11 protein-coding genes are annotated in these 20,867 nt (G+C 57.4%); all 11 read right to left on the bottom strand.

Going from position 1 to position 20,867, the window contains the following annotated elements; all coding sequences use genetic code 11:
* Positions 1 to 98: 98 nt before the first annotated feature.
* The 11 genes from EU557_RS14770 to EU557_RS14820 all read right to left on the bottom strand — a co-directional run bounded on the left by EU557_RS14770 (position 99) and on the right by EU557_RS14820 (position 20,805).
* On the bottom strand, positions 99 to 2,087 hold the full coding sequence (locus EU557_RS14770; protein WP_135531235.1) for a sialate O-acetylesterase: 1,989 nt from the start codon (positions 2,085 to 2,087) through the stop codon (positions 99 to 101).
* A gap of 264 nt (positions 2,088 to 2,351) precedes the next feature.
* Positions 2,352 to 4,418, bottom strand: a complete 2,067-nt coding sequence (locus tag EU557_RS14775) for an alpha-glucuronidase (RefSeq protein ID WP_135531236.1) — start codon at positions 4,416 to 4,418, stop codon at positions 2,352 to 2,354.
* A 52-nt stretch (positions 4,419 to 4,470) separates the two neighbouring features.
* Positions 4,471 to 5,427: a glycoside hydrolase family 43 protein gene (locus EU557_RS14780; RefSeq protein WP_135531237.1), complete on the bottom strand. Its 957-nt coding sequence runs from the start codon at positions 5,425 to 5,427 to the stop codon at positions 4,471 to 4,473.
* Between the two features lie 62 nt (positions 5,428 to 5,489).
* On the bottom strand, positions 5,490 to 7,418 hold the full coding sequence (locus EU557_RS14785; protein WP_135531238.1) for an alpha/beta hydrolase-fold protein: 1,929 nt from the start codon (positions 7,416 to 7,418) through the stop codon (positions 5,490 to 5,492).
* A gap of 78 nt (positions 7,419 to 7,496) precedes the next feature.
* The gene (locus EU557_RS14790; RefSeq protein WP_135531239.1) at positions 7,497 to 8,843 is read right to left on the bottom strand and encodes a family 43 glycosylhydrolase; all 1,347 of its coding nucleotides are present in this window, start codon (positions 8,841 to 8,843) and stop codon (positions 7,497 to 7,499) included.
* A gap of 12 nt (positions 8,844 to 8,855) precedes the next feature.
* Positions 8,856 to 10,445 carry a glycoside hydrolase family 43 protein gene (locus EU557_RS14795; protein WP_135531240.1) on the bottom strand — a complete coding sequence of 530 codons (1,590 nt, stop codon included), beginning with the start codon at positions 10,443 to 10,445 and terminating at the stop codon, positions 8,856 to 8,858.
* Positions 10,446 to 10,470: 25 nt separating this feature from the next.
* Positions 10,471 to 11,778 carry a family 8 glycosyl hydrolase gene (locus tag EU557_RS14800; RefSeq protein ID WP_135531241.1) on the bottom strand — a complete coding sequence of 436 codons (1,308 nt, stop codon included), beginning with the start codon at positions 11,776 to 11,778 and terminating at the stop codon, positions 10,471 to 10,473.
* A 90-nt stretch (positions 11,779 to 11,868) separates the two neighbouring features.
* Positions 11,869 to 13,797: a glycoside hydrolase family 97 protein gene (locus EU557_RS14805; protein ID WP_135531242.1), complete on the bottom strand. Its 1,929-nt coding sequence runs from the start codon at positions 13,795 to 13,797 to the stop codon at positions 11,869 to 11,871.
* Positions 13,798 to 13,833: 36 nt separating this feature from the next.
* Positions 13,834 to 15,510, bottom strand: coding sequence for a glycoside hydrolase family 43 protein (locus EU557_RS14810; protein WP_135531243.1), 1,677 nt, complete (start codon positions 15,508 to 15,510; stop codon positions 13,834 to 13,836).
* A gap of 318 nt (positions 15,511 to 15,828) precedes the next feature.
* A complete protein-coding gene (locus EU557_RS14815) occupies positions 15,829 to 17,604 on the bottom strand; it encodes a RagB/SusD family nutrient uptake outer membrane protein (protein WP_135531244.1) in 1,776 nt (591 codons plus the stop codon).
* A gap of 45 nt (positions 17,605 to 17,649) precedes the next feature.
* Positions 17,650 to 20,805, bottom strand: coding sequence for a SusC/RagA family TonB-linked outer membrane protein (locus EU557_RS14820; RefSeq protein ID WP_135531245.1), 3,156 nt, complete (start codon positions 20,803 to 20,805; stop codon positions 17,650 to 17,652).
* Between the last annotated feature and the right edge of the window lie 62 nt (positions 20,806 to 20,867).

A 20,867-nucleotide genomic window follows, 5' to 3' on the forward strand; every position in this document is an offset into this window, starting at 1 on the left:
GCCTAGATCTACCTATGTGCTAATGCGGGATAAGCGCGCATTAGCACATAGGCAGTACTTTCACCTACCGGCCTGGGAAGAAGATGAGACTGGCCTAGTTACTTGGTTTGAAAAGTAGAGGCCGGTAAGCCTTCCTTGTTGTAGAGCTTCGTACCCTCGGGGTTATCGGCCCACGCATAGCGTACCGATACTGGCTGGGGCACCTGGTCGCTCCAAACTACTACCTTGTTGCCTTCGATTTTGGCGTTGGCCCACACGTACTTGTTATCGGCCCCGGCAATAGCGAAGTACTGCAAGTTGTCGCCACCCTTCGCTACCAGCCCGCTACCCGTGTTGGTGAAGGAGAGGGTGACTTTGTTGCCGTTCACCTGCATCGACTGGTAGAGGGGCCCCATGCCCACCATCTTCTTCTCGCCGTAGGCCACTGATTGCGCAGCCAGCGCCAAGCGGTGGCCTACCGTCTGCTTATCAAGGGGGTGAATGTCGTTCCACTCGCCCACGTCGAGCAGCACTGCCATGCCCGTGTTGGGTACGGTCAGTGTGCGACGCTGCGCATCACGCAGGGCGGCCCACCCACTCTCGCTGGGCTCCTTTTTTACGGCCATGAAGTTGGGCAGCTGCGCGTAAATGAAGGGCATTGTGGGCTGCTGCTTGCGCGCCCGCCAATCGGCAATCAGGCTGGTGAGCAGGGCTTGGTAGTCCTCCGGGTGGCCCGCGTTCGATTCGCCCTGGTACCAGAGCACTCCTTTAACGGCGTAGGGCAGCACGGGCGCAATCATGCCATTATACAGCCCTCCGGGTTGATATTGGAAGGTGGTAGTGCCCGGTGTGGGCGGCATAGTGGCCCCCAGCTTGTACTGCCACGGCCCGCGCAAGTCAATGGTCTGCCCCTCACTCGTGAGCTGGTAATTTTTACCCATCGTAAACCCACCACGGCCGCCATTGCTGATAAGCCGCACAACTATCACGTTTTTGCCGGCCTTCAGCACGCCGGGCTTGAAGTCGTACTTGCGGGGCGGGTATTGGTAGCCCGTTGTACCCACCAGTTGGCCGTTGATATAGGTAGAGTCGGCGTCAACCAGCGTACCTAGCTCTAAACGGGCCGGTTTGCCTACCATACTGGCGGGCACCTCTACCTCTTTCCGAAACCACATTACGCCATTCACCGGGCCCAGCGGGGTTTGATCGGCCCAGTAACCCGGCACATTCATGGAAGCCCAACCGCTGGCGTCGTAGCCTACTGCCGACCACTTGGTCTGGCCTGGCGCTTCCCCTTGATCTGTCTGGTGCAAACGCTTATACCAGTCGGCTACGGCCGCGCCCTCGCGCTGCTTAATGCCGGCTACCAAGGCACTGTCTCGGTACTTAGCACCTTGCTGCTCATACGTGGGGAACTGCTTCAGCGCCTCGGCACTCAGCCAAGCTTCGGCCGGCGAGCCGCCCACTGCATCTTTAATAATGCCTACCGGCACCTGATATTTCGCGCTTATTTCCTTAGCAAAGAAGTAGGCCACCGCTGAAAACTGCAGGATGCTTTGGGGGTCAACGGATACCCACGAGCCTCCCGTCAGGTCAGCTTGCAGTCCTTTGAAGGCGTAAGTCAGGGGCACGTTAAACTGCCGGATGCGTGGGTTGTTGGCCTGGGCTACCTCCTGCGGGTACTTGTCGCGCACCCGGCTCATGGGCGTTTCCATGTTCGACTGCCCCGAGCAGAGCCACACATCACCCACCAGCACATCCTTCAGCGTGATGTGGTTGCTGGCCGTAATGTCCATCTGATACGGCCCGCCGGCTTTCAGAGCGGGCAAGCTAATCTGCCATTTGCCGTCGGCGCCGGTGGTAGCCTGGTAGGTTTTTCCATTGAACTTCAGGGCTACTTTCTCGCTGGGTTTGGCCCAGCCCCAAATGTTCACCTTCGTGTCGCGCTGCAGCACCATGCCGTCGCTAACCAGCTTCGGCAGGCGCACTTGCGCAGTAGTTTCGGTGGGTGTCAGCAAATAGCTACCTAGGGCGGCCAGCACCAAGCTGCGACGGCCCAGCGCCGAGGTCCAGAATGAGATAGATCCAGTGAGAGGAGAATGAGTCATGTGACTACAGTTTGTACTACTAAAGTTTCGTATTGTGAGTGGGTACTCGTTTGGGAAGGCGCACCTGGCCTAGCAGTACTTCTTTCAAGCATCATGCCCTACAATCTGCTACCGGCCTAGTGGCTTTGCGCCGTGGCGCAGGGTAGAGTCCAGTTCTGGGCGGCACTCGCTAGGCCTAGGCCAGGGCGCGCTCGAGACAGGGTATCTTTTGTGTTGCAGCTAAACTGAACCATGCGAGTCTGCTGCGTGTCTATGGACGCCAAATTATCGACGAGGCCGCATGTCGTCGGCAATAACCGCCTCCAGCGTGTGCATGGGAGGCTCGACGGTGGCAGGAATGGGCAGGTGACTGAACTGCTGAAAATACAGCAGACAGGCATCTTTCCACTGCACCGCGTTGCCACTCTGGCTCCGGAGCTTGTTCTGCACGGCTGCAAACCGCTCGGCATCAACGTAGGGTTGAACCTGGTCCCAGGTGCGCTGAAACTGCCGCGCTTGCTGCACCCCTTTATCGTAGTGCGCGCACAGCTCATTCCACAAGGTATTGCCCGATTTCATCTTGAAATCCCAGGGCAGGTGATGGAACCACAGCAGGTACTCGTCGGGGCAGGTGTTCGGGTTATTTAGCTGCGAGGCCAGCGGCTCGTGGTATTGGCTTACTGCATCACTCCCCGCTTTTGTACGGTCGAAGCCTACCCCATTCTCATTTGCCTGGTGGTAGTAGCCGGGGGTCCAGTCGGCGCGCATTTTGGGTGGGGCCCACCACGGGCCGGGGCCATAGTGGCCGCGGGTGGCCGACATAATATGGTGCAGGCCTAGGGGCATGGAATAGTTCACGACGGCTTCCCGGCTGTCTAGCATCAGTTGCTTTACCGGCGCCAGAAAGTTGGTATTCCAGTCGGGGGATGTAGTAGCACTGGCCGCCGAGCCGGTAGCTCCGGCGAAGGTTAGTTTAAGCCACTCATCGGCAATCTGGGCGCTCTTCAGCTGGTTGTTCCAGGCCAGCCGACCAAAAGCGTACCAATTGGCCTGGGCGAAGTCGTGGCCCGTACAGTTCCGGTCTAGGCCAGTGTTGGCAACGCCGGCCATGGCCGTGTGGGTTTGCGGGTACACGCTGCCATCGGTGCAGCGGGCCACCGTGCTGCCGGGGCCAGCCTGGTTGGTGTCGCTTTGCAGGCACTCCTCCCACATGGTTGACAGGAATGCCAGGTCGATGGAGTGCCCCAAATACTCCTGAGTTATCTGAAACTCCGGCATCACGGAGGTCTTCTTCATGGCCCCAAACAGCGGGCTAAACGGCTCACGAGGCTGAAAATCGACGGGCCCGTTTTTCACCTGCACAATCACGTTATCACGAAATTTGCCGTCGAGGGGCACAAACTCGTTGTAGGCCTGCTTGGCGCGGTCCTTATCGGTGGGGCTGTATACGAAGGCCCGCCACATCACCAAACCGTGGTAGGGCTTGAGGGCATCGGCCAGCATGTTGGCGCCGTCGGCGTGGGTGCGGCCATAGTCCTGGGGGCCGGGCTGGCCTTCGCTGCTGGCTTTCACTAAAAAGCCACCAAAATCCGGAATCTGCTGGTAAATCTCCTTGGCCTTGCTTTGCCACCATTTCACCACGGCGGGGTCCAAGGGGTCCGAAGTCTTCAGTCCACCTAGCAGAGCTGGCGACGAGAACTTCACCGCCAAGTACGTCTTCACGCCGTACGGCCGTAGCTCATCGGCCACCGCTTTTACGCGGGCCAGATACTCCGCCGACAAAATCAACGGTGATGCATTTACATTATTAATAACGGCACCGTTAATACCCACCGAAGCGTTGGCACGAGCGTACTCTCGCCACCGGGTTTTGTCGCGGTTTGTCGTTACGAACGAGCTGTCTTTGCGCCAGAAGATGGACTGCCCCGCGTACCCGCGCTCCACCGAGCCATCGGGGTTGTCCCAATGGTTGAGCAGGCGGTACTCATACGACGGATTGGAGACGCCAGCCTGCGCGGTCTGGCCCGTTTGCTGGCGCCGCAACAGCTCAAACACGCCGTACAGGAGCCCCGCCTCCGTACTGGCCTGCACGCCGTTGGGGCTGATACGATACCCGTCGTACTTGATAGCCTTGTCCTTTTTGAGTGTTAGCGTAAAAGTGGCACCCGAGTTTCCTTGCCAGCCTTGCTGTAATTCCTGCCGTGCACTGGCCAGCACCGCCGAGTTTTTGGCAGCGGCTACAACCGTAACGGGCACTGCTTTCTGCTGACGGAGCCACAGCTGATGGCCATCTTCGGCATGCAACCCAACAGGGGCGCTCAGAAGAAACAGGATAGGAGTAAGTTTTCTCATGGATGGGAAGGAATAGGTCGGTGGTTGAAGCGCCAAGCAGGCCGCTAGGCCATTACTTCACAGGCGCTACTCCTGTGGTCGTCTGCACTATTTTCTGGATGGAGCCATCCTTGTTGTAGTGCAGCTCATCCACGCAGATGGAGCGGCGGTAGCTGCCGCCGGTGGGCAAGGAGCCGTTGTGGTAGAAGAAGTAGCTCTTGCCCTTGTAGTCGATGATGCCGGGGTGGGTAGTAAAGCTGTTGGGCACGTTTTCCTGGATGATGCCGCGGTACGTCCAGGGGCCAGTGGCGCTGGGGGCTGTGCAGTACTCTATCATTTCGGGCTTGGTGCCGGCGCTGGCGTACACGAGGTAGTACAGCTTTTTGCGCTTGTACACCCAGGGGCCTTCGATATAGTTCTTGATATTCAGCACCGTGATAGGGCCAGCCAGCTCCGTCAGGTTGTCCTTTAGCTTCACCCAGCGGCAGCTTAAGTTGCCCCAGTACAGGTAGGCCTGCTTGTCATCGTCGATGAACACAGTGGGGTCAATGTCGTCCCAGGCGTGAGGCTTGTCCTTGGTCATCTCATTGACAATAAGCGCCTTGCCTATAGCATCTTTGAACGGCCCCGTGGGGCGGTCCGACACGGCCACGCCAATGGCCGCGCCACCCTGGCTGTTATCGTCTTTCTTATGAAACGTGGATACAAACCAGTAGAACTTGCCGTTGTGGTACACGCACTGCGCCGCGTAGGCATCGCCGGTAGCCCAGGCGAAGGTGCGGGGCGAGAGGCGCGTGCCGTACGATTTCCAGTGCACCATGTCGGTGGTGGAGTAGATGCGCCAGTCGGGCATTTTGTAGTTGGTTTCCTGCACCGAAGCCGTGTCGTGGCCGGTGTACAGAAACAGCGTATCGCGGTACACCAGCGGCGCCGGGTCGGCCGTGAATACGTCTTTGATAATTGGGTTTTGCGCCTGCAAAGGGAGGTAGGCCACTAGGGCAAGCAGGGCAATGAGCCAGGTCTTTTGCATTGTATAGTTAATGGGTGGGAAGACTACAAAGGCTAGCGAGGGCCGCGAGGCTTGCGGGCTACCTAAAACAGACCCTGGGCAAAGAGGTACAAGTCGTGGCGCCACACGGGCCAGGTGTGGCCGCCGGGATACTCACTATACACATACTTGATGCCTAGCTCATCCATCTTGGCCCGCATCACCTTGTTGTTGGCGTAAGCAATGTCTTCCGGCCCGCCCATTGAGAGCCACAGCTGCTTCAGGTTGGTATTGATGGTGCCGGCATTAGCTTTCATAAAAGCATATTGCGGGTCCGATAAGGCCGCATTATTGGCAAAGAAGCCCGAGCTGAATACTCCCAAGTGCGCAAACATGTCCGTGTTCTTGATGCCGGCATAGAGCGTTTGCAGGCCGCCCATCGACAAGCCCGCCAGCGCCCGGTTACCGGGCCCCGCCGCCACCCGGTAGTTGCTTTCTACTACTGGCAGCACGGTTTGCTTCAGGTCGTCTTCAAAGCGCTTTAGCGTACCCTCGTTAAAGCCTGCTAGGCCACCGGGGCCGCCCATGTTGCCGTCTAGCATCACCACGAGCATGGGTTTGGCCTTTTTCTCGGCAATCAGGTTGTCCAGAATCAAATCGGCTTTGCCTTGGCGGGCCCAGCCGGTTTCATCTTCGCCCCCGCCATGCAGCAGGTAGAGCACGGGGTACTTGGTGGCAGTAGTGGCGTCGTAGCCCGCGGGCGTGTACACGTACATCTGCCGCCAAGAATTAGTCACCTTCGAGTAATATCGCTTCATCCGTACCTCGCCGTGGGGCACGTCTTTCAGAGCGTAAAAGCTGGTGCCACGGCCCGGAATCTCAATGCCGCTGGCCATGCGCCCCATGCCATAGAAGGTGTCGCTGGCGGGGTCGGCCACGGGCAGGCCGTCGAGCAGCAGGGAGTAATAGTGCAGGCCCCGGCTCAGCGTATCGGTCGTGACGGTCCAGGTGCCGCTGCTGTCCTTCACCATGTTGTACTTCCGGCCGAGGTCGAGCTGCGCTTGCTGCACGCCGGGCGCTTTCAGGCGAAACACGGCGCGGTTATCGGGCAGAATCTGGGGGTACTTGGCGTTGCGCACGTTGGTGGCGGCCGGCGCGCCCAGCACGGTGTAGGTGGGCAGGGCCGCCACATCAACGGGTTTAAATAGCTGCTGCGAGAACATATACAGCCCGTTTTTCCAGACCTTAAAGTCGTGCCCACCTGCCTCCAGGTAGTACACGTGGGGCACATTGCGCTCGTAGAGATAGTCGTGGGTGCGCTGGCTGATAGGGAGCAGACCATCGGCGTCGCCGCAGGAAATCCAGAGCAGCTTGAGTTGCTTGGTGGCTTTGGCGGGGTCGGGCACCAGTTGCTCGGGCATCTTGGTGTTGGGGGCCGACGAAAAGCCACCTACCCAAGCAAACTTATCCAGGTTGCCCAGCCCAAAAGTCAGTGACTGCCCCCCTCCCATCGACAGCCCAGCCACAGCCCGGCTCTCACGGTTTTTCAGGACCGGATACGACTTTTCGATGTAGGGAATAAGGTCGGTCAGTAGGTCTTGTTCGAAGTTGGCAAATGCGGCTACCTTCTCCGGACCGTAAATATTGCCAATGGGCCGGTCGTCTTTCATGGCCCGGCCGTTGGGCATCACCACTAGCATCGGCTTGAGCTTGCCCGCCGCGTACAAATTATCCAGAATCACCTGCGGGCGCCCTCCCTTCAGCCACTCCTTTTCGTCGCCCCCGATGCCATGCAGCAGGTACAGCACCGGATACTTCTTCCTTTTGGAATACCCAGGCGGCGTGTACACCAACGCCTTGCGCACCGTGCCCACAGTTTTTGAGGCGTAGCTGATGCTGTCTATTCTGCCAGCAGAAATGCCCGCCGTGGGCTGGTCGAAGCCCTTAGGAGCTTCCATTGCCATTTTTTGGGCAAAAGCGCTACTCACGCTCAGCACCATCACGCTCAGGATGGCGGGAACTACGTTTCTCATACCTCGGGAAGTGGCCTAGCAGGCTAGGTAGTGGGTGGGAAATTCACACGGTTGACAATCGAGCGGCTTCTTCAGCTCTTATTCAAACTTGACCCAGTCTATGGCAATGGGGGTGTTTGTTTTGGCGGAAACGACTAGCGTGTGCGTACCGGGCTTGAAGGTTGACAAGGGCGTTTTTACCTCCTGCCACTGGCTGCCCTTTGGCACCATTACCTGAGCTAGCAGTGGGCCCGTTGCCCCATCGGTGCGCAGCTGCACCGTGGCCCCCGCGGCGGCCTGCACGCGCAGCGTCACCGTTTTAAGGGCCTGTTTGCCGAAGGCTACGCCGTTGTACTGCACCCAGCCCTGGTTATCGGCAAACACCGTTTTCCAGCCTTGGAACGTGTTGGCCGTGTCTAGAAAGGCAATAGAAGCGCCACGGCTGCTCAGGCGGCTGTAGCGGTCCAGTTGAATTTTCTGGCGGGCGTCGGTGAGGCCTACGCCGCGCAGGCTGGGCACCACTTTACGAATGGCCCCGTTGGGCTCGAAAAACAGGCTATCCAGCCGAACAGACCGGCTCTTGTCGAAGGCGGGCGACAAGTCGTTGTGGTGGTAGAACAGGTACCACTGGTTGTTGAAGGGCAGAATGGAATGGTGATTGGTCCAGCAGCCAGTCGGCGACTCGTCCATGATGACACCCTTCACCGTGAATGGGCCTAGCGGGCTGGTGCTAGTGGCATATTCGAGGCGCTCCGTCTTATTCTCCACGTGCGGATACGTGAGGTAATAGATACCCTTGCGCTCAAACACAAACGGTCCTTCTTTCAGGCCTTTGGTGGGCAACTCACCCAGCGTAACGGGTTCCGAGGCCAGCTCCAGCATGTTTGGCTTGAGCTTGGCGGCGTAAATGTTACCCTGCGACCAGTAGAGGTAGGCCTGCCCATCCTTATCAATCAACACGTTGGGGTCGATGCCCCGCACCCCCTTGATGGGCTGCGGCTCGGGCACAAAGGGTCCGGTAGGCTTATCGGCCACGGCCACCCCTACCGTGAAGCCCTTGTTGATGGTAGTATCCTTGGGGGTAGTTGGGAAGTAGAAATAGTACTTGCCGTTGCGGGCAATGCAGTCGGGGGCCCACATGCTGTAGCTGTCGGGCTTCACCCAAGGCACCTTGTTTTGGGTCACGATGACGCCGTGGTCGGTCCAGTCGGTGAGATTGGCGGAGGAAAACACGTGGTAGTCCTCCATGCAAAACCATCCCACGCGCCCACGCTCAGGGGTAGCCAGAATGTCGTGCGAAGGATACACGTACACACGCCCATTGAACACCCGCGCCGTGGGGTCGGCCGTGAACTGATTGGCAATAAACGGGTTTTGCGCTGTGGCCGTGCCTCCCAGCAGGAGCGCTACTGCGCCCAACATATAAGGCAGCTTACGATATAGCATGGAGCTAGGGGGTTACTTGGTTCCGGTGGTAGTGTCCGCAATGCGGAAATAGTCGAAGTCGGCGTAGCCGCCGGCAGCCTTGGTGGCGTAGTTGAACAGCCCAAACCGGTAGCCCATAAAATGCGGCAGCGTGTAGGCCATCTTGAGCGGCGCCCCAATGGCTTGCCAGGCTTTCCCGTCGAGGCTATAGTAAAAAGTGGCCACGTCCTTGCGCTCCGTGAAGTCACATTCGGCTTTGAAATAGACGGTAGACTGCGTCAGCGGCAGGCGTTGCAGCTCCACGGGCTTCTCCGACTCTGCGCTAACCATGACAATGGATTTGGCGCCGTTGCGGTAGTCCACTCCTATTAAGCCGTACCGTTTTTGCAGTAGGGCTAGGCCAGCAAAGTCACCGTCCTTGAGGTGCGATATATCCAAGGCAGTAGTGCCGGCGCAAGTGGGCCCGACGGTTCGCTGGGTTAGCGTGTTGCGGGCCAGCAGAAATGTGGTATCTACCCGCCCCGTTTTCAGGCGCAGGTAGCCGGGGCGGTCGGTGAGCGACCAGAGGGAGTTTTCGGGATTGTGGTTCCACTGCCACACCAGCGGCAGAGCGGGCTCGCCCTTGCGCCGGCTAAACTCATCCGACGCCACCAGGCCTGGTATCAGGCCTTTACTGGCAGGAAGGTAGAGGGTTTGGGGCACCTTGCCATTCACGCCCAGCACCGGCCAGCCATCAGTCCATGTCACGGGCACCAAATACGGAATGCGGCCCACAGCTCCGTAGTCGCGGAACAGGTAGGAAAACCACCGCCCATCGGGTGTGTCGATGAGGCCGCTCTGCGCCACGCCCAGGTCTTGCAGTGCCACCCGGCCTTCGTAGGGACCCGTAAGCTTATCGGCCCGGTGCACCACCACCGTACGCATGCCGCCCTTAGGCCAGGTGATGTTGAAGAGGTAGTACTTACCCTTGATTTTGAACAGCTGCGAGCCTTCGGCGGGCAAGCCGAGGTTGGGGCCGGCCGGAGCGCTGGCGTTTTCAATCAGCACCTGCTCCGTGGCACCGGGTTTCACACCGGAGGCGTCGGCCGTGAGCTCAATCAGCCGCAACTTGCCGGCTCCATACACCAAGTACACGCGGCCATCGTCGTCAAAAAACAAGGAATGGTCGTGGTAGCTCGGCTTGAACGACACCGCTTTCCAGGGGCCCTTTTCGATATTCTTGGTGGAATACACGTAGGTTTTGCCGGTCGTTTGGGCGAAAGTCGAGACGTAGTACATGCCCTGATGGAACCGTAAGCTACTCGCCCACGAGCCCCGCCCGTAGGTGCTCTTGCCGTTGCGAAGCGTCAGCTCATCGAGGCCACCCAGCGTGTCGGAGGCGTAGCTGACCAGATGCCAGTTTACCAGGTCCGTTGACTTCATAATGGGCACGCCCGGACTCATGTGCATGGTGGTGCTGCTCATGTAGTAGGTATTGCCCACCCGAATTATGGCCATATCTGGCACGTCGGCGAAGATGACCGGGTTTTGCGCCTGCTTCACTTGCGCAACCAGCGGCGAAACAGAAGTTGAGGCAAGGGCTATTCCGAAGACGATAGCACTTCGCTTTATGGAGTAAGGCATGGCAAACACTACCGTTGCAAGTGGTTTAGTGGTGAGGTGCAGGCTTGATAGCTTGGTAGTTGCCGCTTAGGTGCATCAGGCTGAATAAGTACAGCAGGCCATCGTAATAGGGGTCGAAATAGCCGTCTTCGTACGGTGCCAGTTTGGCGTTCCACACTGCGTGCACAAAGTCCAGCTTCTGCTTATCCTGACTTGCCAGCGAAGCCGCGGCCGAGGTAGCTACCAGGCCTAGCGAATGCCGGAGCTTCTTGACGTCGCCGGCTTGCAGAATGAAATCCGGCCGCGAGCCATCCACGTTGAACTGGTCTTCGAAGGTGTTGATGCCCTTGCTGCGCAGAAACCCCTGGAAACGCTGGGCGTATTGCTCCTGCCAGGCCTTATCCTTGCCAAACCACACGTAGTCCATGGCAATGTTCATGGGTACCCGCCAGGAGTCGTAGCGGAAGGCGGGCGGCGCCCACTTGGTAGCGTGGGGCTTCCCACTGAACTCGGTGTAGTCGTAGTTGAGGCCGGTTACGGGGTTACAGGCGCGGTGCAGAAACGCCCGCGAGGTATCGGCGCAGGCGCGGTAAAACTGCTCGTGCCCGTCGTTGGCATACTCGGCCCACACCTCCAGAAAAGCCGGCAGATGGTACGAGGGGTCGGTCCAGTTATACATGTCTCCCACCGGCACAAAAGATATTTGCTTGTGCTGGGTGTTGATCAGGTTATAGACGTCGCCGGTGCCATCCTTCTTCCACATGGCATCCAGAATGTTGCGCGCTTCCTTATAGTAGTTGATGCCGGTAGTATTGCCCCAGCGGTTGGAGGCAAACAGCAGGCTGGTTACGAAGTACAGCTCCCCATCGGAGGCCGGCCCTTCGGAGTTGCGCTTCATGGTGGCCGGGTTGATGCTCCAGGCAAAATAGCCCTTCAAAGGCCCCTCTTGGTGCTGCAGGTATTTCTTCGACCAGCGCCAAATGCGGTCAAACACCTCCTTCTTGTTGAGCTGCACCGCCACCATCAGGCCATACGAAACCCCTTCGGTCCGGACGTCGTGGTTCTTCAAGTCCGACACGTAGGCCATGGAGTCGCCCACCTCGAAGTACACCCGGTTAGGCCCTTCAAACACGTCGTGGTAAGCCTGCGTCACCTTCTTGTCGATGTCGGCTTGGCTATAGCCCGCTTCCCGCAGCAGGTTGGGGTACTGCCCGGTGTAAAACGCCCCTTTGCGGGGCGGCTTAGCCGGTTTGGGGAGGCGCTGAGCCGTGCTGCTGCCTAGGCCTATGCATAGCACACACACCAGCAGACAGATGCTCTTGCTACGTTGAAAAAATTTAAGATACAGGTTCATCGACTAATCCTCGGGATGTGACTGCGTGTATGCTAATCATTAGAGTGGCCTACTTGCGGCATGTTGACCAGGGAGCCCGCTGGTATAGGCCTAGGGCTGCACCACAAAGCCACCCTTTGCGGGCAGCGTTACGCTAACGGTGCTCCCCCCCACGAGCCGAGTGCTGAAGCTGCGGTTGGTGTCCCCGTCAGTAATGAGTGTGCCGCTCTTTAGGCCTAGCTTGCTGAGGTCAACTTGAATGGTTTTGGGCGCGTCGGTGGCGTTGATGCCGGCCACATACCAGGCGCCGCCGGGCGCCTGCCGGGCCAGCACTGCGTACTGACCGGGGTAACCGTCGAGCAGTTTCACATCGGCCCAGCGCGGCGGCAGCTTCTTCACGAAGTCCTGCACATAGGCGGGCTGCGCGGCCATGCCCTCGGGCACTTCGGCGTAGTGTTGAATACCCGACTGGAACAGTACCGACAACGCCAACTCAAACGCATTGGAGGTGCGGCGCTCCTTACCCCGAATCTCCGAGAAGGCCATGGGCGTGAAGTCCATCGGGCCCACGGCGTTACGGGTGAAGGGCAGCGTAGCGCAGTGAGTAGCCTCCTGGTCGGTGTTGTGCTGGTCGAAGGTCAGAAACTCGAAGCCCTTCACGGCTTCCATGGTCATCAGGTTGGGATAGGTCCGGTTCCAGCCCCGCGGGATGGTGGTGCCGTGGAAGTTCACCAACAGCCCGGCCTGGGCGGCATCGACGAGCAAGTCCTGGTAGTAGTTCATAAACGACTGCCCATCGCCTCCGAAGAAGTCGATTTTGACCCCGGCCACGCCCATCTGCTTGATGCGGGCAAACTCCTTGCGCCGACTTTCGGGCTCAAACAGCACGTTGGTGGGCGTTTGTGGGGCCTCGTTCCAGTGCCCGTTTGAGTTGTACCACACCAACAGGCCTACGTTTTTGGAACGCGCATATTGGGCTAGCTCCTGGGTTTTATCGTAGCCAATTTGCTTGTCCCAAAGCGCATCGACGAGGCAGTAGCGCCAGCCCATGTTGGCCGCGTAGTCGATGAAGCGGCGCTGCACGTCGTAGGTGGTGTTCTGGTCACCCATCAGCACCCACGACCACGACGATTTGCCCGGCGCATCGGTGAGCACGGGCGTTTTAGCAGGCGCACTCAGGTCCGTTGTCAGCGTCGACTCTACGATAGGGGCCAGCGAGTTGCCTACCACCACCACGCGCCAAGGCGTGCGCCACGGCAGGCGGCTTTCGGGTAGCAGGGCCGCGTCGGGTGTGGTTTTTTCGGGCGGCTGCGGGAAGGCCACAGCGTACTCAGCATCTGGCGACTCGTGGGCCAGGTGGGTGCCGGCGTAGTTGCGGCCCATACCGGCCTCGGTCAGCAGCACCCAGTGCCCGTTGGTTTCAAACAAGGCCGGAAACGACCACCCCTGCCCGATGGTCGACGGTGTGCCGGCCGCTATGCCACGCTGGTAATTCTCCTCGTACGAGGGCTGGGTATTGGCAAAGCCAGTCTGGGCCTTGGCATGTGGGTGCAACCAGCCTTTAGCGCTAGCGGGCAGGTGAAAAGAGGTGGCTTCGGTTGTAATGCGCTGCACTTCCTGGCTGTTGCCTTCCACTAAGTATTGAAACGCTACCCCATCGTTGGATACCTGAAAGACCACGCTCAACTGCGGCCCACTGGCCTGGCTCTTGAAGTGCACTACCCGCCGGTTGGCTCGGTAGCTGCAGTTAGCCCGCTTATCCGTGGTGAGCTGGTAGTCATCGGTTACGGCTTCTACCTTATCGGCCTTCGTCAGCTTTAGCCCCCGTGTGAGGTCGGCACCGGCGAGTTGCAGGCCTAGGCGTGAGGGGCGCAGCAGCTCCGCCTGCCCGTAGCGCACGGCATAGGTTGGCTGGCCCTGGGGGGTTACATCTACGGTCACCTGCACAGCCCCATCGGGACTAGCAATACGGATAGGCTTGGCAGCCTGAGCCGCGGTGAGTGGAAGCACGAGCAGGCAAATAAATGGGTAGAGGCGCATAGAAGGAGGATGAGAGCGTAGCTATTGGGCTGCGTACTATTTCTTATACATGGGGTCGTGGCCCTCGTACTTCAGCCACTTAAAGGAGGCAGTGTTGGTAGTAGGCTGCCCGGCCGATGTGCCGTACATGCCGTACAGGCAGCCAATAAAGCCTCCCGCTACCTGCGTGCTCAGGAAGCGCGCGTCTACCTTGTCTTTCAGCAGCGTGTAGTTTTTACCGTCCTCCGAAAAGCGGAAGCTGTAGGTGTCGCCATCCGCATTGATGCGCAGCTGCACCTTACCGGCCGCCGCTTTCAGGGGCGCTTTCGCCAGCAGTTCGGTGTTCTTAGCGTCGGCCGTGCTCTTCAGCAGCTGCACGACGGGCTTACCGTTCTCAACAGATTTGCAGAGGTAGTAGAAGTGCTTCTCGTCTTGAAAAGCTACCAGGCCAGCCGTTTCATTGGCCGCCTTGGCTGAAAAGGTCAGCTCCGTTTCGGCGCTGCCGTACATGTGCTGCTGCCGCTTGCCGATGAAGGCTGGGTTGCCGAGCTCTGCGCACGTTTCGGGCTTTAGCTTAAGGGTGAGGCCTTTTGCTTTGCTCAGGGAGAAATTGGTGCTATCCACCGTGCGCAGGAACAGCAGCGCTGGGTCTAGCTGCTTCTCGAAGGTGAGCGTGTAGGCAAAGTTGCCGCTCTGAGGCAGAGCGCCGGGCTGCTTCACCTCAGGAAAGTTGGCCTTGTAGGAGTATTGCACTCCATTAGGCCCGGGGTCCATAACGGGCCACTCGTCTTTCCACACTACGGGCACAATGAAGGTCTCGCGCCCGGTATTATAGAAATTGCCTTCGTAGGGCCGCACGGCCAGGAAAATAGCGTACGTCTTGCCATCCGGGCCTTCCACAAACTGGGCATGCCCCGCCGAGGTAATAGGGTCTTTACGGTCTTTGGGCAACTCCCGCTGCGAGAGAATGGGGTTTTTCTCGTAAGGCACAAACGGCCCCAGGGGCGCCTTGCTACGGAATACCACCTCCGTATGGTTGACCGACGTGCCGCCTTCGGCCGCGTAGAGGTAATACCAGTCGCCCCGCTTCATAAGGTGCGGGCCTTCAATCCAGACGGGCTTCTTGCTCAGGTCTACCCCTCCGTTCACCACAATTTTTGCCTCGCCTACGGTTTGCAGCGTTTTCGGATTCAGCTCGATAATCTTGATGGAGCGGTGTCCGTCGTACAGTGGCTTGTTGTCTGGCGGGTCGCTGTTGTAGATGACGTAGGCCTTGTCGCCCTCGAAATACAGCGAGGGGTCGATGCCTTTCACCTCAGGCAAGAAAGTCGGGTTACTCCACGGCCCAGCGGGGTTTTTAGCCGTCACTACAAAGTTGCCTTTGTGGTCGATGAGCGTGCAGGTGACATAGTAGGTGCCATTGTGGTACTCAATGGCTGGCGCGAATAACCCGCGAGTCATTCGGTCGCCCAGAAAATTCATTTGTGAAGGGCGGCTGATGACATTGCCGATTTGTTTCCAATTTTTCAGGTCTTTGCTCTGAAAAACCGGAATGCCGGGGAAGTAAGAAAAAGTGGAGTTCACCAGGTAGTAATCCTTCCCTACCCGAATAACGCTTGGGTCAGGATAAAACCCCGATAAAATTGGGTTGGTGAGGTCAAACGATTGTGCTAGTATGGTTGCGCTTTGCAACAAGCAGACGATAGACGCAAGTACAAGGCCTTTTCTCTTCATGCTATTTCTATGAGCGTGTGTAAGCGTTTGGTTAGGTAAGGTATAGGCCAGTGTCAGAAATACTTCATTGGGTGCCGGCGGTACTAGACATGATGAGGATAGGGCCTTACTATTTTGCAGCTCGTCATTTAATTGGCAGAGTCCCGGTGCAGACGCTTCCTCCTGCGCATCATTACAGGCCACTCGTGTATTACTGGCTTATGTATCGTCTTACTTTCTAGCAAAAAAGAGAAGCGTGCCTAGTAACATAGGCCCAAAGACCTAACTGCTACCAAGCACGCTTGCTCATGGGTTGCCGCTACTGAGTAGCGTCACCTGCTACAGATACCCTTGGTTCTGCACGATTTTGCCGCTTGTCCGGTCGATTTCACTCTGCGGAATCGGGAGCAATACGTGGAAATCCTTGACATTCTTGGCAGCATCAGAGCCATACGGGCCAGCCGGGAATGTTGTCCGGTTTTGCGCTGGCGGCACTAAGTTTTTCACGCGCTCAACCAGTTTCCCCGTACGAATCAGATCGAATCGGCGCATCTGCTCACCCGCCAACTCGCGGCTGCGTTCGTCCAGGATGAAGTCGATGTTGAGTTGGGCAGCCGTGATGTCCATCTGAGCCTTTTTGCCGGCAGCACCAGCCCGCTCCCGGACTACGTTGATGTAACGTACGGCTTGGGACGTGTTGCCCAAGTACATGTTAGCTTCGGCAGCAACCAGATACGTTTCAGCCAAACGGTACACAATCAGCGGACGGTCTGATGGATTGTTCAAAGCCGTACGGGTTGGGTCGTCGAACTTATTTAGGTTAGGCGAAAACAAGTTAGAGTAGCCGCTAGGCTCTATTACGGTGTACGGGCCATTCGGACGGGAAGCAATACGTGCCTTTTCAGTAGCCGAGAGCGGCCGACCTGTGTACCAAGCGGCAGTATCGCCCAACACAGCGTTAGCGCGGCCACCATTGGCGGCACCAGTGCCAGTCGAGTTTACACGGTATACGGTCGTAAACCACTTGTTGTAGCGCGTATCAGTGCTGCGCAGATCTTTGCCGCTTTCACCCGGCAAGATGTAAGAATCCAGCAGGAACGGCGTGGGGCAGAAACGACCATAAGGGCGGCCATTTGGTATATCGCGCACCATGTTGGGCAACAAGTCGTAGCGGCTCCGGAAGAAGAAGCTGGTCTGGTTAGCTCCGGTTGGCGAGAAAGGATCTTGGCCGGTGAACGTGGGATCAGTATTGAACTGCACGTTCATCAACACCTCTTTATCATTCTCCTTGCCTTCGCGGAACACATCCGCCACATCAGCCTCCAAGCCTTTGCCGTACTTGGCGCCTACACCGGTGCCAGCACCCGTGCCATTAGGGTTAGAGTCGTCAATCAGCTCCTTAGCGTACTGCGCAGCCTTAGCGTAATCGTCGGCCTGCTTAGCTTTAGAGGTAGCGCGGGTCAGGTAAACCTTTGAGAGCAAGTGGAGAGCTGTAGCACGGGATACGCGGCCGGGCTGAGCAGGACGGTCGGCGATACTGCCCAGTGCGTCATTTAGGTCAGCAATGATGGCAGTGTACACATCGGCTGCAGGAGCCCGGGCAATATCCTTCGTAGGCGCATCTACAAACTTGAGAGACAAGGGTACGTCGCCGAAGTATTGTACCAGCACGAAGTAATACTGGGCCCGCAGCACTTTGGCCTCTGCTACAATCTGCGTTAGCACGGTCGGGGCCAAGCCCTGCACCGAAGCAGCGGACTGAATAACTCCGTTGGCGCCGTTGATGTAGCGGTAGATAATGGCCCACTGGTTGGTAACGGCCGAGTTTTGCGAATTCAGTAGGGCCGGGTTGTAATCCTCGTAGCCTTGGGTAGCAGCAAAGCCACGCATCCACTCGTCGGTTCCTTGCACTGCCATGTACTCAGCTTCTTCATTGCCAAATACGTTGCGTAACCCCGAGTATACACCGGTTAGACCAGCCTGCACCCCTTCAGGCGTGCTCAAAAACGAGGGCACGAGGATGGACTGCGGGTTTTCGTCTAGAATATCTTTATCGCAGCTGCTGGCTGCTAACAACAGGGCCAAAGCCGAGCCGGTAAGAAATATCTTTCTCATATGAAAGAGCGAAGGCAAAATGCGTTGGGGAATTTAGTAAGATGATTAGAAACCCAGGTTCAGGCCTACAATAAAGGCACGGGTAGCTGGGTAGTTCACGCCGCGGCCGGCCAACGTAGAGTTCACGTTACCATTGAGGTCACCTTCAGCGAAGGCAACACCGCCGGGCTGGCCGCTACCGCCAAAGCGCGTAGAGTAAGACAGCGCATCTGGGTCAATGGCCTTGTTCTTCTTATAGAAGCCTACTGGCGACCAGATAAGCGGGTTTTGTACCTGCACGTAAACACGCGCGGTGCTAATCAGAGCCTTTTTGGCGATAGCAGCAGGCAATGAGTAACCTAAGTCAATGCTACGTACCTTGATAAAGGTTCCGCTCTGGTAGGCTAGTGTGGTGCTATAGGGCGGGAAGTCGCCGTTGCCTTGGCGTGGCTGTGGGAAGGCGTTAGTTGGGTTCTGGGGCGTCCAGTAATCAAGATTTACTTGGTTGCGGCGACCTTCAAAGGTGGTAAAATACGAAGGACCGAAGAGCAGCGGATCAATAACGGTTGCTCCTACCCGGGTTAGACCTACAGCCGTGAGGTCAAAGCCTTTGTAGCGGAAGCGCTGCGTCATACCGGCTTCAAACTTAGGCTGGCGAGTGCCTACAATCTGCCGGTCACCAGGATCGATGGTGCCGTTACCATTTGCGTCCTGAATCTTAATCTGGCCCACCTTGCTGTTGTACTTAGCCGCCTCAGCCGCTTCGTTCGTCTGCCAGATACCTACTTTCTTGTAATCGTAGAACACATACAACGGCTGACCAATAAAGCGCTGGTTGCCAAGGTCGCTACGCTCTTTACCGTTCTCGTCTTTGCCTAGTCCTAGGTTCAGCACCTTTTCGCGGTTGACAGTGAAGTTCCAGTCAGTGCTCCACTCAAAGCCGCTTTCTGAGCGCACGTTTACCGTCGTCAGACCGATTTCTAAGCCACGGTTCTGCGTCTGTCCAACGTTACGCGTGAAGGCGCTGTAACCACTGGCAGTAGGAAGGGCATCAGGCAGCAGCAGATCGCTGGTACGCTGCTGGTAGACCTCCACCGAACCTGATACACGGTTGTTGAACAAACCAAAGTCCAAGCCAAAGTTGGTAGTCGCCGTATACTCCCAGCCTAAGTTCGGGTTTGGGATAGTGGCAGGTACGACACCAATGGCTCCAGTAGAACCGAAGTTATAGTAACCATTACCTAGCGCCGATTGTAATGAACCCAGCGTTTGGTACGTGCTTACCGCGGTGCTACCCACGCGGCCGTAGCTCGCGCGCAGCTTCAGGCTGCTAACCCATGCCTGACCTTGTAGGAACTGCTCATTAGCAATATTCCAGGCTACTGCGGCTGAGGGGAAAGCTTTGTACTTGTTGCCAGGAGCCAGACGTGAGGAGCCATCGACACGCACCGTAACGGTAGCAGAATAACGGTTGTCGAAGGCGTAGTTGGCGCGACCCATGTACGAAATGATGTCGAACTGGCTCTTGAAGCTACCGGGGGCCGTGGGAGTACCAGCACCCAAGTTGAAGGACTGCTGATAGTTCGTTGGCAAGTTTTGCGAGCCAGCGTTAAAACCGTCGGTGCGGAACTCCTGAGCACTGTACAGGCCAGTGAAGTTTACATCATGACGACCAAACGTGCGGTTATACGTCAGGATGTTTTCAGCAAGCAGGTTAAAGGCTAGGTTTTGGGAACGAGAAGCCGCATTTTGTCCACCCCCACGCGCTGGTGTATTGGAGGCAAAGAAGGAGTCGCTGGTCTCGGAGCGGCCATCTAGGCCAATGTTGAGGCGATAATCCAGTCCTTTCAGAATGTTCACCTGCCCGTATATGCTATTGAAAGTGCGAATACGTCGGCGTTGGTCAAGGTGAGCATCCTCGGTGTAGAAGTTCAGCGGGTTGCCCAAGGCTGTGTCGGTGTTCGGAAACAGCACCGGAATACCGTTGGCATCGTAGGGTGAGGCCAAGGGGCTACCTGTAAGAATGCCATTAATAATGTTTAGGCCGGGGTCGTTCTGTTGCGTAAAGCTGTTCAGGGTGTTTAAACCGATCTTCACGCGCTTACCAATCTTCTGATCCAGCGTTCCGCGTAGAGAATAGCGCTTGATGCCCTGCACCGGCACAATGCCGGTTTCGTCGTAGTAGCCCAGCGAAGCCGAATACTGCGTTTCCTCGGTGCCACCTGACAGGCCTAACGAGTGATTCTGGATGCGGCCATTCTGGAATAGCAAGTCCTGATAGTCAGTAGTTCTACCAGCAGCGTAGTTGGCTTTCTCATCTTCTGTCAGGAAGCCTGGTGTGTTCAACGGATTGGCAATGCCGTTGGCTTGGTAAGCCTGGAAGCGGAAGTTGTAGTACTCCTGTCCGTTTTGCAGATCGAACAGTCCGTAAGGCTTTTTGGTACCGTAATAGGCGCTATAGGTTGCCCGTGGAGCACCAGCCTTGCCACGCTTGGTAGTAATCAGAATAACGCCGTTAGCACCGCGGGCACCATAAATAGCCGTCGAGGAGGCATCTTTAAGTACCTCTAGTGAGGTGATATCGTCGGGGTTCAGGTCATTGAGGTTGCCATCGTAGGGCACGCCATCAACTACCAGCAGTGGGTCATTGCTACCTGCAAAAGAACGGTTACCACGGATACGAATAACCGGGTTTTGACCGGGGGAGCTGCTAGCGCTGGAAATGTTTACACCAGCCGCCCGGCCTTGCAAGGCCTGACCAATGTTAGCTACCGGTACGTCACGCAGAGACTGCTCATCAACTGACGAAATAGCGCCCGTTACCTGGCTTTTCTTCTGTACGCCGTAGCCTACTACCACTACTTCACTTAAAGCTTTCGCGTCTTCGCCTAGCGTTACATTTACCGTTGACTGATTGCCAACGGCTACTTCCTTAGAAGTGAAACCCACAAAGGAGAACACCAGCGTAGAGCCAGCCGGAGCCGCCACGGTGAACCGACCTTCACCGTCGGTTACGGTACCCGTGGTGGAGCCTTTCACTACCACGTTTACGCCGGGCAAGCCGGCGCCGTCGGTGCCAACTACGCGGCCGGAAACTGATTGTGCGGTAGCCTGAGCTTGTACCGCAGTAGGAGCCAGTAGGCCGCCAGCTAATGAGAGCCCAGTGGCAGCTAGTAGTGGCCAGCTCAGGCCCAACGCCGTCTTGCGTAAAGGGAATTGCATGGAATGTGGGATTTATAAAAGTGGGATGAAACAGCTAAACGCCCTTGGCAACGCAGGGGCGG

The organism is Hymenobacter wooponensis, from assembly GCF_004745865.1.
GTDB classification, from domain to species: Bacteria; Bacteroidota; Bacteroidia; order Cytophagales; family Hymenobacteraceae; genus Hymenobacter; species Hymenobacter wooponensis.

What these genes read in the sequence shown, in the direction of transcription:
- EU557_RS14770 (WP_135531235.1), bottom strand. Translation starts at nt 2,087, where the DNA reads ATGACTCATTCTCCTCTCACTGGATCTATCTCATTCTGGACCTCGGCG.
- EU557_RS14775 (WP_135531236.1), bottom strand. Translation starts at nt 4,418, where the DNA reads ATGAGAAAACTTACTCCTATCCTGTTTCTTCTGAGCGCCCCTGTTGGG.
- EU557_RS14780 (WP_135531237.1), bottom strand. Translation starts at nt 5,427, where the DNA reads ATGCAAAAGACCTGGCTCATTGCCCTGCTTGCCCTAGTGGCCTACCTC.
- EU557_RS14785 (WP_135531238.1), bottom strand. Translation starts at nt 7,418, where the DNA reads ATGAGAAACGTAGTTCCCGCCATCCTGAGCGTGATGGTGCTGAGCGTG.
- EU557_RS14790 (WP_135531239.1), bottom strand. Translation starts at nt 8,843, where the DNA reads ATGCTATATCGTAAGCTGCCTTATATGTTGGGCGCAGTAGCGCTCCTG.
- EU557_RS14795 (WP_135531240.1), bottom strand. Translation starts at nt 10,445, where the DNA reads ATGCCTTACTCCATAAAGCGAAGTGCTATCGTCTTCGGAATAGCCCTT.
- EU557_RS14800 (WP_135531241.1), bottom strand. Translation starts at nt 11,778, where the DNA reads ATGAACCTGTATCTTAAATTTTTTCAACGTAGCAAGAGCATCTGTCTG.
- EU557_RS14805 (WP_135531242.1), bottom strand. Translation starts at nt 13,797, where the DNA reads ATGCGCCTCTACCCATTTATTTGCCTGCTCGTGCTTCCACTCACCGCG.
- EU557_RS14810 (WP_135531243.1), bottom strand. Translation starts at nt 15,510, where the DNA reads ATGAAGAGAAAAGGCCTTGTACTTGCGTCTATCGTCTGCTTGTTGCAA.
- EU557_RS14815 (WP_135531244.1), bottom strand. Translation starts at nt 17,604, where the DNA reads ATGAGAAAGATATTTCTTACCGGCTCGGCTTTGGCCCTGTTGTTAGCA.
- EU557_RS14820 (WP_135531245.1), bottom strand. Translation starts at nt 20,805, where the DNA reads ATGCAATTCCCTTTACGCAAGACGGCGTTGGGCCTGAGCTGGCCACTA.